The organism is Paenarthrobacter sp. CAP02, from assembly GCF_040137855.1.
GTDB lineage: Bacteria > Actinomycetota > Actinomycetes > Actinomycetales > Micrococcaceae > Arthrobacter.
The window spans coordinates 61,948-76,483 of record NZ_JBEEII010000006.1; the positions used below are offsets into that span (position 1 = coordinate 61,948).

General features: G+C 64.0%; 12 protein-coding genes and 1 pseudogene. 3 read left to right on the forward strand and 10 right to left on the reverse strand.

Going from position 1 to position 14,536, the window contains the following annotated elements; translation table 11 throughout:
* Nucleotides 1–19 precede the first annotated feature (19 nt).
* A pseudogene (locus tag ABHM97_RS11900) lies at nt 20–991 on the reverse strand (aldo/keto reductase).
* Nucleotides 992–1,022: 31 nt separating this feature from the next.
* Complete coding sequence (locus tag ABHM97_RS11905; RefSeq protein ID WP_235520307.1) at nt 1,023–1,844, reverse strand: aldo/keto reductase; 822 nt, start codon at nt 1,842–1,844, stop codon at nt 1,023–1,025.
* Between the two features lie 184 nt (nt 1,845–2,028).
* Between ABHM97_RS11905 and ABHM97_RS11910 the strand changes: the two genes are divergently transcribed.
* Nucleotides 2,029–2,907, forward strand: coding sequence for a helix-turn-helix transcriptional regulator (locus ABHM97_RS11910; protein WP_349470813.1), 879 nt, complete (start codon nt 2,029–2,031; stop codon nt 2,905–2,907).
* A 50-nt stretch (nt 2,908–2,957) separates the two neighbouring features.
* Here the strand turns inward: ABHM97_RS11910 and ABHM97_RS11915 are convergent, their stop codons facing one another.
* Complete coding sequence (locus tag ABHM97_RS11915) at nt 2,958–3,167, reverse strand: dodecin (protein WP_211710990.1); 210 nt, start codon at nt 3,165–3,167, stop codon at nt 2,958–2,960.
* Nucleotides 3,168–3,269: 102 nt separating this feature from the next.
* Nucleotides 3,270–4,076, reverse strand: a complete 807-nt coding sequence (locus ABHM97_RS11920; RefSeq protein ID WP_349470814.1) for an SDR family oxidoreductase — start codon at nt 4,074–4,076, stop codon at nt 3,270–3,272.
* A gap of 158 nt (nt 4,077–4,234) precedes the next feature.
* On the opposite strand from ABHM97_RS11920, the gene ABHM97_RS11925 reads away from it, so the two are divergent.
* On the forward strand, nt 4,235–4,666 hold the full coding sequence (locus ABHM97_RS11925; protein WP_349470815.1) for a universal stress protein: 432 nt from the start codon (nt 4,235–4,237) through the stop codon (nt 4,664–4,666).
* A 67-nt stretch (nt 4,667–4,733) separates the two neighbouring features.
* On the opposite strand, the gene ABHM97_RS11930 is transcribed toward ABHM97_RS11925, so the two are convergent.
* Genes ABHM97_RS11930 through ABHM97_RS11955 form a run of 6 tightly spaced genes read right to left on the reverse strand, consistent with a single transcriptional unit; the run spans nt 4,734 to nt 12,639 of the window.
* Nucleotides 4,734–6,410: a thiamine pyrophosphate-binding protein gene (locus tag ABHM97_RS11930; RefSeq protein WP_349470816.1), complete on the reverse strand. Its 1,677-nt coding sequence runs from the start codon at nt 6,408–6,410 to the stop codon at nt 4,734–4,736.
* On the reverse strand, nt 6,407–7,183 hold the full coding sequence (locus tag ABHM97_RS11935) for a cyclase family protein (protein ID WP_349470818.1): 777 nt from the start codon (nt 7,181–7,183) through the stop codon (nt 6,407–6,409). Before ABHM97_RS11935 ends, ABHM97_RS11930 begins: the two co-directional genes overlap by 4 nt.
* A gap of 7 nt (nt 7,184–7,190) precedes the next feature.
* Nucleotides 7,191–8,795, reverse strand: a complete 1,605-nt coding sequence (locus ABHM97_RS11940; protein ID WP_349470819.1) for a phytoene desaturase family protein — start codon at nt 8,793–8,795, stop codon at nt 7,191–7,193.
* Nucleotides 8,796–8,820: 25 nt separating this feature from the next.
* Nucleotides 8,821–10,548 (reverse strand): flavin reductase, encoded by a 1,728-nt coding sequence (locus tag ABHM97_RS11945; RefSeq protein WP_349470820.1) that lies wholly within the window; start codon nt 10,546–10,548, stop codon nt 8,821–8,823.
* A 27-nt stretch (nt 10,549–10,575) separates the two neighbouring features.
* A complete protein-coding gene (locus ABHM97_RS11950) occupies nt 10,576–11,814 on the reverse strand; it encodes a styrene monooxygenase/indole monooxygenase family protein (RefSeq protein WP_349470821.1) in 1,239 nt (412 codons plus the stop codon).
* Between the two features lie 36 nt (nt 11,815–11,850).
* Nucleotides 11,851–12,639, reverse strand: coding sequence for an SDR family oxidoreductase (locus ABHM97_RS11955; protein WP_349470822.1), 789 nt, complete (start codon nt 12,637–12,639; stop codon nt 11,851–11,853).
* 308 nt (nt 12,640–12,947) lie between these two features.
* Between ABHM97_RS11955 and ABHM97_RS11960 the strand changes: the two genes are divergently transcribed.
* A complete protein-coding gene (locus ABHM97_RS11960) occupies nt 12,948–13,916 on the forward strand; it encodes an AraC family transcriptional regulator (RefSeq protein WP_349470823.1) in 969 nt (322 codons plus the stop codon).
* Nucleotides 13,917–14,536 lie beyond the last annotated feature (620 nt).

A 14,536-nucleotide genomic window follows, 5' to 3' on the forward strand; every position in this document is an offset into this window, starting at 1 on the left:
CTGTTTGGGAGGGGGCTGCTCACCAGGCGTAGTCCTCAGGGGCAGGACGGTGGCCCGGGAAGATGTCATCGAGGCGCTTGAGCGCGTCCTCGTTCAGGGTGACATCCAGTGCCCGGATGGCGGCGTCCAGCTGTTCCTGCGTGCGGGGCCCCACGATCGGTGCCGTCACGGCCGGCTGATGGAGCAACTAGGCCAGTGCTACGTCGCCGGGCGCGTGGCCGAGCTCGTCCGCGAAATCCTCGTACTGGCGGATCTGGTCCTCATGCTTCTTGAGGGTTTCAAGGGCCCTGCCTTCCGTGCGGCGCACACCCTGCTCTTCCTTCTTCAGCACGCCGCCCAGCAGGCCACCCTGCAACGGTGACCAGGGGATCAGGCCAAGGCCATACTGCTGTGCGGCCGGGATGACCTCCAGTTCAAGTTCGCGCTTGAACAGGTTGTAGATGGACTGCTCACTGACCAGTCCGGTGTAGTTCCGCCGACGCGCGGCCTCTTGCGCCTGGGCGATGTGCCAGCCCGCGAAGTTGCTGCTGCCCGAGTAGAGGATCTTGCCCTGCTGGACCCCGACTTCGATCGCCTGCCAGATCTCGTCCCAGGGCGTATCGCGGTCGATGTGGTGGAACTGGTAGATGTCAATGTAGTCCGTCTGCAGCCGTTTCAGGCTGGCATCCAGGGCCCGCCGGATGTTCAGTGCAGACAACTTGGACTCGTTGGGGCGGTCCGTCATGGTGCCGTAGAGCTTGGTGGCCAGGACGGTCCGTTCGCGGCGCTCGCCGCCCTTCGCGAACCAGCGGCCAATGATTTCCTCGGTCCAGCCGCGGTGCTCGGCTCCGCCGTAGACATTCGCGGTGTCAAAGAAGTTGATGCCGGAATCCAGTGCGGAATCCATGATCGAGTGGGCGGTCGCTTCGTCGGTTTGCGGACCGAAGTTCATGGTGCCCAGGCAGAGACGTGAAACTTTCAGGCCGGAGCGGCCCAAGTGGGTGTACTGCATAGCTGCGGGGTCCTTTTGTCTGGTTGCGTGGCTACATCTGGGTGAAAGCGGCGACGGCGGGATCGGAGCCGATGCGGGCGCCCGCCTCCAGTGCGGTGATTGCTGCCAATTCCGATTCGGTCAGGGTGAGGTCTGCCGCGCCGAAGTTCTCGCGCATGCGGGTGGAGTCAGCGGACTTGGGGATCACGATGGTCCCTTGAGCCAGGTGCCAGGCCAGGATCACCTGGGCAGGAGTGGTGTCGTGCGCCGCCGCCACCAACGCCACCTGCTCGGCGTTCAGGTCCTTGCCCTGTCCCAGCGGACTGTAAGCCTCGACGGCGATGGTCAGATCGCGGCACTTGTTCGCCAGATCACCCTGCTGATACGTGGGGTGGAGTTCGATTTGGTTGACGGCAGGCACCACCTCTGTTTCCCGAAGGAGGGTGTCCAGATGGTCGGAGAGGAAGTTCGAGACGCCTATCGCCCGGATCTGCTTGTCCTGATACAGCTTCTCCATCTCTTTCCATGCCTGCGTGTAAAGCCCCTGTGACGGGACGGGCCAGTGGATCAGGTAGAGGTCTATGACCTCCAGGCCCAGCGCGTCCCTGCTGCGCTGGAACGCGTCATAAGCCTCGCCCTGCTCGCCGTTGCGGAGCTTGGTGGTGATGAAAAGTTCCTCGCGGGGAATTCCGGAGGCCGCGACGGCAGCGCCGACTCCGGCCTCGTTGCGGTACGCGGCCGCGGTGTCGATGTGCCGGTAGCCGGCCTCCAATGCATCTTCCACCACCTTCTGCGTTTCATCCGCAGGCACTTGGAACACGCCGAATCCCAGCTGTGGGATGGTGACGCCGTTGTTCAATGTCAGCTCTGGCATGACGGTCTCCTTCGACTGGATGGTTTGGTGGTGATACTCCAGAAAGCGTTTTCGGGGCTCAGTACTGAGCCTATGCAGTTTTAGGGGCGGAGTCAGCAATCCTGCCTGATCCTGTTTTTCCTAGGTCTGGTAGTCCTACCCAAAATGGTGGTCTTTCAAGCACCCGGAACGGCAGAATGGACGGATGGGTCAAAGCGCGGAGTTCGGTAAATTTCTCAAAGTCATGCGTGCCCGCCTCTCGCCGGACGACGCCGGAACGGACGAGTCGGGCGGTTCCCGCCGCGTCCCCGGGCTCCGCCGCGAGGAGGTCGCCAGGCTCTCGGGCGTCAGCACCGACTACTACACGCGGCTGGAACAGGGCCGCAACATCCACCCCTCCAAGGCGGTCCTGGAGTCAGTCGCGCGGGCCCTCCGCCTTGATGCGGGGGAGCAAGCGCACATGATGGACCTGCTGGAACACTGTGCCAGTTCCTCCGGCAACCCCGGCCCCGTGCAAAAGGTGCGTCCGGCGCTGCGGCAACTCCTGGACGCCGTTGGAGATGTCCCTGCAATGCTGCTGGGCAGGCGGGCGGATGTCCTGGCAGCCAACCGGATGGCGCACCTGCTTTTCACCGACTTCTCCGCGCTGCCCGCACCCGAACGCAACCTGACGCGGTGGATCATCCTGGATCCAGCAGCGGGGAGCCTGTTCAGGGACTGGAAAACGGTAGCCGCCGAAGCCGTCGGAGCTCTGCGGATGGACGTTGGCAGGCATCCCAACGATCCCCAAACCAACCAGCTGGTGGGCGAACTTGCCGTGCACAGCGAACACTTCCGCCAATGGTGGGCCGGTCACCGCGTGGCCACCAGGTCCGCCGGCACCGTCCGGCTGCACCACCCCGTGGTGGGGGACCTGGAACTGAACTTTGAAACCCTCAGTCTCCCGGACGACCCCGACCAGTTGCTGAGGGTGTATTCGGCGAAGGCGGGCTCGCCGTCGTCGGACGCTTTGACGTTGCTCAACTTCGGCGACGTGGGCGCCGAAGCCCCTGTGCCCGAAACCTCCCGCCCAGATGGCAGTTAATGACAATCCGGAGCCCCGGAACTGTCATTAACTGCCATCTCGCGGGCTAATCAGCGCTCCAGGCGGAAACCAAGCTTGATGGTGACCTGCCAGTCGGCCACTGCGCCGTCCTCGAGGTGACCGCGGATCTCCTTGACCTCAAACCAGTCCAGGTTGCGCAGGGTCTGGGACGCGGTGGCGATGCCGTTCTTGATCGCGTCGTCAACGCCTTCGCTGGAAGTTCCTACAATTTCGGAAACGCTATATGTGTGGCCAGCCATGGTGCTCCTCATCGTCGTTCCTGAATCTTGAATCCGGCCCGCCAGGCAGGCCGTCCAAGCAGACTAGCCCACTGGCCTCCGGGCGGCCAGAGCCTGCCGGGCTTAGCTTTCGCGCCAGTCGTTGCTGGTAATGTGCGATCCCGCCTGCGGTCCCATCTGCAGCATTCCGCCGTCCACAGGCCACGATGCACCATTGACGTAACTGGCCGCCGGGGACGCCAGGAACGCGATGACTGCGGCGATCTCCCTGGCATCTCCTGGCCGTCCCAGCGGTACTCCGGGCCGTTCCTCGTGCTTCGGGTCCTGGTCGGTTTGCCCCGTCATGGGGGTCGCAATTTCGCCCGGTGCCACGTTGTTCGCTGTAATCCCATGCTCGGCCAGCTCCAAGGCCATGGTTTTGATCAGCCCACCCAGACCATGCTTGGAGGCGTCATAGGCGGAGGCCCCCACCCGGGGTTGGAACTCGTGCACGCTGGTCACCGCGATGATCCGTCCGCCGCGACCAGCCTTGACCATGTGTTTCGCCGCAGTCTGCATGGCAACGAACGCGCCGTTGAGGTTGGTGTCCAGGGTGGACATCCAGGTGTCATAGTCGAGCTCCAGGAACTTGGTGCCGTCGCCGGTGCCGGAGTTGTTGACGAAGACGTCGACGCCGCCGAGTTCATCGGCCAGCTTCCCGATGGCGGCTGCCGTTCCGCGGATGTCCGTGGTGTCCAACTGTTGGACGACGGCTTTGCGGCCCAGTGCGCGGACTTCCTCCGCGGTTTCGTCGGCCCCCTGCTGGTCCGAATGCCAGGTAATCCCTACATCCATGCCGGCCTGGGCCAAAGCCACCGCGGTAGCCCGTCCGATGCCTGAATCCGATCCCGTGACGATGGCGGTCTGCGGGGAAAATGGTGCGTCGCTCATGGTCCTGCCCTTCGGTCGTGTGATCGTTCCGATGACCTATCCCTACCCGGACCAGCCGCGCCGTAAACACCGTATGCCTGTACTTGCCCCGGCGGATGAGGATGGAGTGTAGATTTCTTGCAGCAGTACCCAGTAAATCCCCTGAATCAGGAGTACTCATGTCAGAAGTAATTGTGGTCGGCGTCGATAACAGCGAAACGGCCAAGCGGGCGGCAGTGGCAGCAGCGAAGCTCGCCACCGCGCTCGGTGCGGAACTGCACGTGATCAGCGGTTTCTCCGATGACCGCATTGAGGAATTCGGCAGCGGGAGCGACCGCATCACTGTCTCTTCCGCGGACTCGGCAGAATACGTTGCCCGGAAGGTCTCCGAAGAGTTGGACATTCCCGCCGGTAACGTCAAGTACTTTGCTGCCCGCGGCACTCCGGCCAACGCCCTGATCAACTACGCCGAGACCAACAGCGCCTCGCTGATCGTGGTGGGAAACAAGCGCATGAAGGGCTTGGGACGCGTCCTGGGCAGCATCGCCAACAGCGTGGCACACGGTGCTCCGTGCGATGTCTACATCGTGAACACGGACGTGGACGCATAAGCCCGAATTGAGGTGACAGAGGCCGTTGTGGATGCCCGCAACGGCCTCTGCTGCTACACCCCGGTACTTAGTGCCCTTGGAATGCCTCCGCCAGCCACCACGAGCCGCCGTCTGAGGCGATCTTTGCGTCGATGACCAGTGGCCGGTCCTGGGTCCCGGCTGCGTAGGCTGCGATCCAAGGGCGCACGGCGTCCAGGTCCGCTTCGGTCCTGACAGTGACTCCGTGAGCCCCGAATCCGCGGGCAATCGCGGCAATGTCGGTGTCCGGGAACACCACGCTGGACAGGTCCTCCGGCGAATGGTTCGACGCGAAGTGGTGCACTTCGGCCCCATAGGCGGCATCGTTATAGACGATGCACACCAGCGGCAGCTTCATCCGGACTGCTGTCTCCAGCTCGCTGATGCCCATCAGGAAACCGCCATCTCCGGCACCCAGGACAGGCAGGCGGTCCGGTTGGGCAACAGCCGCGCCGATCGCCGTGTACAGCCCCAGCCCGATGGCTTGGAACGCTTGCGTGAAGCAGAAACCAAACTCGTCCGGCATCGCCAGGTACTGGCTGGGATAACCCATGAAGTTTCCGGAGTCCACGGCCACGACCCGCTCTGTTGGGAGCATGGAATCGAGTTCGCGGGTCAGCACGCGCGGATCAATGGACGTGGCGGTGGAGAGGTCTTCGGTGGCGACATCGCGCCACCGCGCACCCTGTTTGATGGCCAAGGCGTTGGCTTCGGTGCGGTATTTTTCGGCCGGCTCGGGATGTGCTTGCTTGAGCGCCGCCAGGGCGTCGGAGGCAGTGAGCGCGGAATCGCCCAGTACTCCCAGCGTGATGGGCCGGTTGGCGCCCAGCGCAGCATCTTCGACGTCGACCTGCACCACTTTCGCATCGGCAGAGATCAACCTCCCATGGCGCATCGTCCACATGTTCAGCGCGCAACCCCAGCCCACGATCAGATCCGCGCCGCTGATCAGCTCTGCTGTCAGCGGCGAAGAGAACCCACCCGAAATTCCCAGGTTGTGCGGGTCGCCGTTGAACAGGCCGTTGGCTACCGCCGACGTCGCCACCAACGCGCCAGCATGCCGGGCCAACTCCAGGAGTTCCTCCCGGGCGCCGCGCCCACCACGTCCGGCAACAAAGACCGGGCGTTCCGCCGCGGCGATCAGCCCCGCCAGTTGTTCAACTCCGGCGGCGTCCGGCCGCACCTTCAGCGGTTGAGGCACGACGACGGCATTCACCTCGTCTCCGGCGGCTCCACTTTGGATGTCCAGCGGCAAGCTCAGGACCACCGTGCGGCGCTCATTCACAGCAGTGCGGAAAGCCCGGACGGTGTCCGCGACGGCGGTGGCGGGGGAGTGGATCCGTTCCGCGACTGCCCCGACGCTGCGGGCCAGGGCATCCTGGTCGATCTTGAAGTTCGATCGGATCGCGGCGGCCTGGGTATCTGCCGTGAGCACGATCATGGGGGTGCGGCTCTTGGCCGCCTCGCCAACGCCGGTGATGGCGTTCGTGAGGCCACAGCCCTGGTGCGTCGTCACCACGCCAACCTTGCCCGACATTCGCGTGTAGGCGTCCGCCATGGTTGCCGCGCCGCCCTCGTGCCTGGCTGCAGTGAACGGGACTCCGGCCTCCATGAGCGAGCTGGTCACATCGAAATTGCCGCTGCCCACTACTCCAAAGACATGCCCGACGCCGAGCTTCGCCAGCGTCCGCCCAACGAGCGTGGAAACCCTCACCTGCTCACTCATGCACGCTCCACCAAGGCGTACACGCGGCTCGGGCTGCCTGTGCCGCCGACGATCGGCAGCGGGGCAACAACCATGGTGGCCCCCGTGACCGGCAGGCGATCCACGTTGCGAAGGGACGTTACCCCGTACTTGTCTGCTCCGAGGAGGAACGAGTGGACCGGGAACATCGGATCCAGTGCACCCGCCTGACCTGCGTCGATGCCCACCGTCTCCACCCCGAATCCACTGAGTGAGGCATTGCCGGCCAGCCACTTGGCACCTGCCGCAGAGACCCCCGGAGTGTGCGGTCCGGCGTCGTCCGCGTTGACGAAAGCCGCAGCGTCGGCGCCCCGGGCCGACCATCCGGTGCGGAAGACGATCCAGCAGTTCTCCGGGAACGCGCCATGCTCTTCCTGCCACTGCTCGAAGTGTTCAGGTTCCAGCAGGAAATCGGGGTTAGCAGCGACCTCCGCTGTCTTGTCGATCACCGCGATAGGCCCAACCAGGCGGTGGGGTTCGATCTGGTCCACGGATTTACCGTCCTTGCCGGTGATCCAGTGCACGGGAGCATCCAGGTGCGTCCCCGCATGCTCGCCAACGGTGACGTCGTTCCATGCCCAGGCCGGACCGGCGTCGTCGAAATTACTCACTGGCGAGACGGACAGCCCAACCGTATTCGCGAACGGTTGCGGCAGGTTCAGGATGGGGGTTTCGGAGCTGAGCGGGGTGGTGAGGTCGATGATTTCCACCGAGCCATTCGAAAGGGCTGCTGTGAGCCCGGCCAGAACAGACATTGTTCTCCTATCGCTTGCGTGGTTTCAGTGCTTTTTTGATCAATTTTTGTGCCACCAAGTGCCCTGAGCCGCCCGACAGTCCCGGCCCGGGGTGGGTGGACGCTCCAATGTGCCAGAGTCCCTTGACGGTAGTTTGGTGTCCTGCCGCCGCGGGGAAGGGCCGCCACAAAAGGTTCTGGAACAGCTCGGCCGATCCGCCATAGGGGTCGCCCTTGACTGCGTTGGGGTTGGTAGCGGCCAGGTCCGTGGGTGCCAGGACGTCCGAGGCGAGGACGGTGTCACGGGTCCCGGGCGCGAACGGTTCCAGCCGGTCAAGAACACGGTCCAGGTAGGCCTGCTTCAGCTCGTCCGTCCAGCCTTCTTCCACGGACAGTTCCCCGGCCGCGTCGCCCACGGGACTGAATGGCACTTCCTGAAGTTGCAGCCACAGCGTCGCCTTGCCTTCCGGTGCCCGCGACGGATCCAACACGCATTGCTGGCCCACCACCACCGTAGGTTCAGCGGGCAGCAGTCCGGCTTCGGCTTGGGCGCAAGCGATTCCCGTGCTGTCCGAGCCATTGCTGAGATGCACCAAGGGAACCTTGTTCAGGCGCGCGTCCAGCCATTCAACAGGCTTGTCCAGGGCGAGGTGGATCTGCATGGCACCCCGGCCGTTCTGGTACTTCCCAGCCGCCGCGGCAGCAGCGGCGGGTGGCCGGCGGAGGAGCTGCGTGTACAGCGCCTGCGGTGAAACATTCGCCAAGACAGTGTCGGCTGCAACCACGCCATGCGAGGTCCGAACGCCCTTCACCGACCCTGCTCCCACCAGGACCTCTTCTGCCTCAGTACCCAGCATGATCTGCACTCCGTTGTCCTTGAGGAGCGATTCGAAAGCGGCCACGAACCGCGAAGCGCCGCCCTTGACCACCGGAAGCCCGAAGTCGTGCATGCTCATGGCCATCACCGGCAACATGACCCCGCCGGTCGCCTGGTCCGGGCCGAGCCCTGCGTGGAGGAGCCATGGCGACCACAGCTGGTCGGTTTCCCAGCCATCAAAACGGCTGCGGACGTAGTTCCGTCCGCTCATCACCGAGTCCCTGATGAAGGCTTCAGTCCCTGCCAGCCGGCCCCGCCGCAAGGCCCCGAACGCGATCTTCGCGACCTCTTTGAAGGAACGCAGCTCTGCGCCGAAGGCCCCGAAGACCGTGCCGGCATTGCTTCCCAGATCATCCAGCATGGCCAAGTACGCAGCCTGATCCGAGGCGACCTTGAACGCCGAGGCCGTTTCCGCTGGATCCCGCTGCGCGATGACCACGCGATGGGCTCCGGTGGCCGGGTCGACAGCCACGCTGGCCGTCACCTCGCCGGTGGTGTTGCAGTACTCCAGGCCCCTGGCATGCAGTTCCTTGCCCAAGTGTGCGTAAGCTCCGCCTGAGACAAACAGCGGATGCCAGGACGAGAATGTGTCGTGGATGAAACCCGGCAAGGTCCGCTCGGACGAGTCGATGAAACCACCCAGCCGGTCCGAGCGTTCGATGATGCACACGCGCTTCCCGTCCAGGGCAAGTTCGGCCGCGGCGACCAGGGAGTTGATGCCCGAACCAATGATGGCGACGTCAACGGGATCGTTCATACGGAACCGCTCCTTTCAGGAGGTGTCAGAAATCCGGGTGGTTGGCTGTTGCGTGGTACTTGCCGGCATGGAACACCAGGGGAGCGCCGCCGTCGTGGTTGTAACTCTCCACTTCACCCACATAGATGACGTGGTCGCCGGCGTCATGCCGGGAGACGGTCCTGCATTGGAACGTAGCGACGGCACCGTTGAGGAGCGGCACGCCGGCGATGCCCTCGGTGGTTTCCGTCCCCGCGAACTTGTCCGTGGCGGGCGTTGCGAACTGGCGGGACAGGACGTGCTGGTCGCTGGCGAGGATGTTGATGGCGAAGTGCGTGGCATCCTCAAAGTAGCCCAGACTGGGCGCCCGCTTGCTGGGGCACCACAGCACCAGCGGGGGTTCCATGGAGACTGACGTGAAGGAGTTCGCGGTCATGCCTACCTTCCTGCCGTCGGCGGCAACAGTGGTCACCACGGTAACGCCCGTGGCGTACTGGCCCAAGGCGCCCCGGAAATCGCGGAGGTCGAAGGCGGAGGTATCGTCCTCCTTCCGGGCTTGCATGAAGTCTGCGGCGGCCGTGGGGTCGAACCACCAAGGGTAGGAGGTGCGGGGGTCATCGAAGCCGGCCACAATGCTTGCCGCCAGCGCCGGGTGCTCGGCGGCCTCGGCCAGGAGTGTCTTCTGGTGATCCCTGCGTGGCTTGAGGAGATCGTTGGTCCACTCCACCGCCCACTGGCCCCATCCGCGCCAGAACTCATCGAAAGTGCGCTCCATCCATGCGCGGTCAAAGGGCTGCTGGCCCCGGCGGACGATCGAATCAAGGTAGTACTTGGCCGCCAGCGTGGCATTGTTGGAGCCTTGCCCGGTAAGGGGATCGTTGAGCACCACGGCGTCGCCCAGGCCGAACACCAGGTTCCCGTTCCCGAGTTCCCCGACGGCGGACCGCACGGTCGGCGTGATGCGCCCCAGGAGTGTTGCGCCGCTATCGGTCAGCTGCGCGTTGTCAAAGTTTTCGGCTTCATGCGGGAAGTGCTCGCGCAGGATCTGCAGGGAGCGTTCCAGCTGCTCTTCGGGGCTTCCGACGTCGGTCCAGCAGTCCATGGAACCGCCCACCACGCCTTCGAAAACCATCATGCGGCAGGGGCCGGAGACGGTCAGGCCCGGGAACGTAAAGAACTCGCCGACGCCGGGTGCCATGGACATGCGGATGGCGTCACCGGGCGTGTCCGTGCTGTCGGAGGACGTGACGTAGTTCAGGGCCAGGACCCGCTGCGGACGGTCGAAGGGCGACTTTGCCTTGTCCCGCGGAAAGATTTGGCCGATTTCGCCCTTGCCCGTGCTCACAATGACCAGCTCGTAGTCGCGGGCGAGCTCTTCGAGCATGCGCGGGGTGACCTTCTCGATCCGGAAATCGCCACCGGCAGCAACGAACGTCTCAATCCAGAGGGCACTTTTGATCCGCTGGTCGATGGACCGGGCGGGGCCATCAAGGGGCGCCTCCCACTCAATGGGCTGCTCGGCGTCGACGCGCAACCGGATCGAGGTGATACCCGGGACGGCCCCCGACTCATAGAATTCCGTGAGCGCCGTGCCCATCTGCGCTTCGGCGTCGAGGGCCGTGGAGAACATGCACTGGCTGGACATGACCTTGCCCGTGCGGATCTGCGCGGCCGAGCGGTCGGACAGCAGCGTCACCTCATAGCCGTCCCGTTGCAGGCCAAGGGCCAGTTGGGCGCCGGACTCGCCGGCCCCGACGATTGCTATTTTTCGCATGGTTGAATCCTTGCTGGCAGGGGTGTGCTACAAAACTTTGGCGGTGACGAGTTCGGCAAGGTAGCCGGCTGCCTTGTCGGGGTACATGAACCACTCCTGGAATTCCGGTGGATGGTTGAAGCCGTTCGCGAACCGGTGGGCGATGGCGGGTTCCTGGTTGGCCGCGCCCAGAAGCTCCAGGACGTGCGGCGGTGGCGGGGCCAGGAGCGCATTGGTCCAGTGTGCAACGTGCTGGGCGTAATCCCAATAGCGCTCGAACGTGGCCTGCATGAACCCGGCGTCGAACGGACCGCTGTGCTGGACGATGCTGTCCAGGTACGACGCCGCGCACTTGCTGGCGTTGTTGGACCCCTGGCCCGTGATGGGATCGTTGAGAACCACGACGTCGGCCAGGCCCAGTACCTGCCGACCGCTCGGGAGCGTGGCGATCGGGTGCCGGACCGTGGGCGCGAACCGGCCTTGGAGGATGCCGTTGGGATCGGTGAGTTCCGCATCCGTGGCGCGCTCGGCTTCCCACGGCAGGAAAGTCTGCAGGATGTTCTTGGAGTTCGCCAGGTGCTCCTCAGGCGTCACGCCTTTCCACGTGTCCATCGGGCCGCCGGGGACGCCCTCGAAAACCATGATTTCGCAAGGGCCGGTGGTGGTGAGTGCAGGGAAAACGAAGTACTCCCCAACGCCGGGGATGAGGTTGAAGGACACTGCCGAGTAGTCTTCCCGGGGTGTCAGGCCCTTCACATAGGTCAAGGCCAGCGCCCGCTGCGGTGCGTCATAGGTGCTGCGTTCGGCGTCGCGGGTGAAGAGCTGCGCGATCTCGCCCTTGCCGGCGGCCACGATCACCAGGTCCGAGTTCAGCGTGTACCTTTCCAGCTCGTCAACCCCCGCATCTTCGAAAACCAGCTCGCCGCCGCGCGCCACGAACTCTTCCATGAAGCGCGGGAACTTCACCCGTTGGTCGATCGACTTGGCGTGATTGTCCAGGCGGGAGGCCCAGCTGATGGCCTTCTCGCCAGGCACCTCGGGGTGGGGGATGGTGAATGAGATCCCGTCCACGGTGGGTGCGTCCGGCCAGAAATCCAGCCCCAGCGCCCGCTCATTTTCCAAGGCGTCATGGAAGATGCACTGGCTGGAAGCGACTTTGCCGTCCCGGATTTCGTCTGGTGTGCGGTTGGAAATCGTGGTGACCTGGAAACCGGCATCCAGCAGGCCGATGCCCAGCTGCAGTCCGGACTGGCCGGCGCCGACGATGGTGATGTGACGTTGCGTCATGGTGGTGTCCTCTTCTGTTGGTTCGGATCGCTGTTGTCAGTTGGCTGCGAGCAGCGGGATGGTCTCTTCGGCGCGTTCGGGCCCCAAAGCGGAGTAGCCGCCGTCGACCGCCCAATCGGCTCCCGTCACGAAACTGGCCTGGTCGCTTGCAAGGAAGGCGACGACGTCGCCCACCTCGTGCGGGCGGCCGACCCGCCCCAGTGCGTGGAACGGGGCCGCGACGGAGTCCGTCTTTTCCAGGCTGCCGTTGCTCAGGGAGTCCATGATGTTGCTCCAGACCCAGCCCGGGCTGACGGAGTTCACCCTGATGCCGTCGGCCGCGAAGTCCACGGCCATGCTGCGGGTGATCTGGACCAGGGCTGCCTTGCTGGCCGGGTACAGCCAGCGGCCGGTCTGGGCTACGGAGCTGGAGATGGAGGTGAAGTTAATGATGGCTCCGTGCCCGGATTTTGCCAGGTGAGGCCGGGCCGTGTTGGCCGCCATTACCGCGCTCACCAGGTTGACGTTGAGGGCTTCGAGCCAGTCGGCCCTGCCAGAGGATGCGCCGTCGTCCTTGTAGGTGCAGGCGAGGTTCACCAGGATGCCCAGGCCTCCATGCTCCCGGGCAGTGTTCTCCACGAGTTCCGTGACCGCGGCATCGTCTGTGATGTCTGTGTGGGAGTAGTGGATACCTTCGCCAAGCTCCTCGGCGAGCAGTTCGCCGTCGGGCGCTATGTCCGCAACCACCACGGTGGCGCCGGCATCCCGCAGTGCGGTAACCACTCCCTGGCCTACCTTGGTGACGCCGCCGGTGACGATTGCCGTCCTGCCCTTCAGTGCTGACATGGCTTGACCCTTTCCTTGATGGATTGTTGCGGAATTATGACGTGCGTCATATTTGTTCTGGATGCGACTCTAGGTAGCGCGTGCCCGCGTGAATATCCGTTAGGCGCAGGCATCATCCGGATTACGCAGGCTCGTCCTCTTCCTCCTGCCAGCCCACCTGCCTTTCGAGCGTTGTTTCGGTGCTGTGAGCTGGGTCATACTTGTCCTAAAAGCGACTCTAGACAGCCGCTGCACTCCGGAATATCCACATGGCGCGGGGATCATCCGAAAGGCGAAAGCTGCGAAAAACCCTGTGAAGTAGGTGGCGGATGGTGAGGATTCTTCCCCGGGACGTTCTTCGGGGACGGCCGACAACGGCCACCAAGGACGTGGATGAAGCCCACGCGAAGATTGCCGAACTGTTCTGCAGCCATGAGCTGGCGCCGCGGACCAGGACAGCCGCCGTGGACATGAAGTTGCGGTCCCTTCATCGGGCCGATGTTGGAATCGAGTTCCTGGACTACGGCGCGGACGTCCGAATCGACCCCGAGGGCTTGCAGGATTTCCACCTTGTGCAGATTCCGTTGGCAGGCCATGCGACCATGCAGGTGGGGTCCACCATTGTGGAATCCAGTCCCACGATGGCCAGCGTCCCGCCGATCGATAAGCCGTTTTCCATGAGCTGGGACGGTGGCAGCCCGCACCTGATCGTCTATGTGCGCCGCCCGGCCCTGGAGCGCATCGCCGGGCAGTTGTACGGCGATGGGGCCGTGGACCTGGGGTACGGTATGGACCTTAGCGGTGGGGCGGGTCGTGCCTTCCTGAGGGCCGTCGTCGAACTTCACGACGATATGATCAGCCGGCCGGCTAGTGCCGCTCCTGTGTTTGTCCAGGGGCTCCTGACGGACAGCATGGTGTCGCGTTTGCTGATGGCCATGGAACGCCCAGGTGACGACGTCCGCGATCCCGAAGCCGAGAGCAGGCTGGTGCGTGAGTGCCGTGAGCTACTGGAGCGCCACGCCTTCGAAGAACTCACCGTCCCGGACATTGCGGAGTGCCTGGGCGTGTCCGTCCGGACCCTGCAAACCGCGCTCAGGGCGGAGACCGGCGCCACGCCCTCGGAGCTGCTGCGCAGCATCCGGCTGGACCGGGCGCGGGAGATGCTGCTCGAGGCCGACCCCCGCGAGCAGAGCGTCACGGCGGTGGCGGAGCTCTGCGGATTCAGGCACCAGGGGCGGTTCTCGGCGCTGTACCTTAAGACTTTCGGCGAGTTGCCGTCGGAGAGCCTGCGCCGGTGAGTTGCGGACGCGGAGGCTACTAAGGTGCGTTCACGTGCACAATAGTGCAACTACGGGCATGCAGATCATTCGGAGTCGCGCAGAATGCGGGGCAGGAATCCCAGCCGATCCAATTCCCGAACCAGGAGAGGTGTTAGTTCACTGGGGGGCGAGGCGAAGCCGGTAGGACCTCTTTCCTTCCGCCACTGGTTCAATGACTCCGCGGTCCAAGAGTTTTCGTATGTTTTGGCTCCGGGTCGAGGCTGAACCCGTGAACGCTGCACTAAGGTCTGCGGCCTTTACTTCAACTTTTCGGGCGATGATGATTAGTGCGAGCGCTTCCTCGCTTGTGAATCGTGACGAAGCAAGGCCTCTTTGGATGGCGGGAACCAAGAGACCTTCGGCTACGAAATCCTTGTCGCCGAGCTTCACCAACCTGCTCAGGTCCGTCAGCAGTCCTTCCAGGACATATGTCGACCGAATACCTCCGGAGGGGTGGTTCCTTCCCCTAAATCTGCCCGTACCCGTTCAAGTTGGATGATGGCTTTAGCCAACGGAGAGCTAAAGGGAAACTCGGGAAACTCAAGCGGTCTCACGCGCAGAACTTTCGGCAGGTGTTGCAACAATTAAGAGCATGGTGC

Excerpts from the sequence above, each read along its gene's own strand:
- ABHM97_RS11950 (WP_349470821.1), bottom strand. The coding sequence starts at position 11,814 with ATGACGCAACGTCACATCACCATCGTCGGCGCCGGCCAGTCCGGACTG.
- ABHM97_RS11960 (WP_349470823.1), top strand. The coding sequence starts at position 12,948 with ATGGTGAGGATTCTTCCCCGGGACGTTCTTCGGGGACGGCCGACAACG.
- ABHM97_RS11905 (WP_235520307.1), bottom strand. The coding sequence starts at position 1,844 with ATGCCAGAGCTGACATTGAACAACGGCGTCACCATCCCACAGCTGGGA.
- ABHM97_RS11920 (WP_349470814.1), bottom strand. The coding sequence starts at position 4,076 with ATGAGCGACGCACCATTTTCCCCGCAGACCGCCATCGTCACGGGATCG.
- ABHM97_RS11930 (WP_349470816.1), bottom strand. The coding sequence starts at position 6,410 with ATGAGTGAGCAGGTGAGGGTTTCCACGCTCGTTGGGCGGACGCTGGCG.
- ABHM97_RS11940 (WP_349470819.1), bottom strand. The coding sequence starts at position 8,795 with ATGAACGATCCCGTTGACGTCGCCATCATTGGTTCGGGCATCAACTCC.
- ABHM97_RS11955 (WP_349470822.1), bottom strand. The coding sequence starts at position 12,639 with ATGTCAGCACTGAAGGGCAGGACGGCAATCGTCACCGGCGGCGTCACC.
- ABHM97_RS11945 (WP_349470820.1), bottom strand. The coding sequence starts at position 10,548 with ATGCGAAAAATAGCAATCGTCGGGGCCGGCGAGTCCGGCGCCCAACTG.
- ABHM97_RS11910 (WP_349470813.1), top strand. The coding sequence starts at position 2,029 with ATGGGTCAAAGCGCGGAGTTCGGTAAATTTCTCAAAGTCATGCGTGCC.
- ABHM97_RS11915 (WP_211710990.1), bottom strand. The coding sequence starts at position 3,167 with ATGGCTGGCCACACATATAGCGTTTCCGAAATTGTAGGAACTTCCAGC.
- ABHM97_RS11925 (WP_349470815.1), top strand. The coding sequence starts at position 4,235 with ATGTCAGAAGTAATTGTGGTCGGCGTCGATAACAGCGAAACGGCCAAG.
- ABHM97_RS11935 (WP_349470818.1), bottom strand. The coding sequence starts at position 7,183 with ATGTCTGTTCTGGCCGGGCTCACAGCAGCCCTTTCGAATGGCTCGGTG.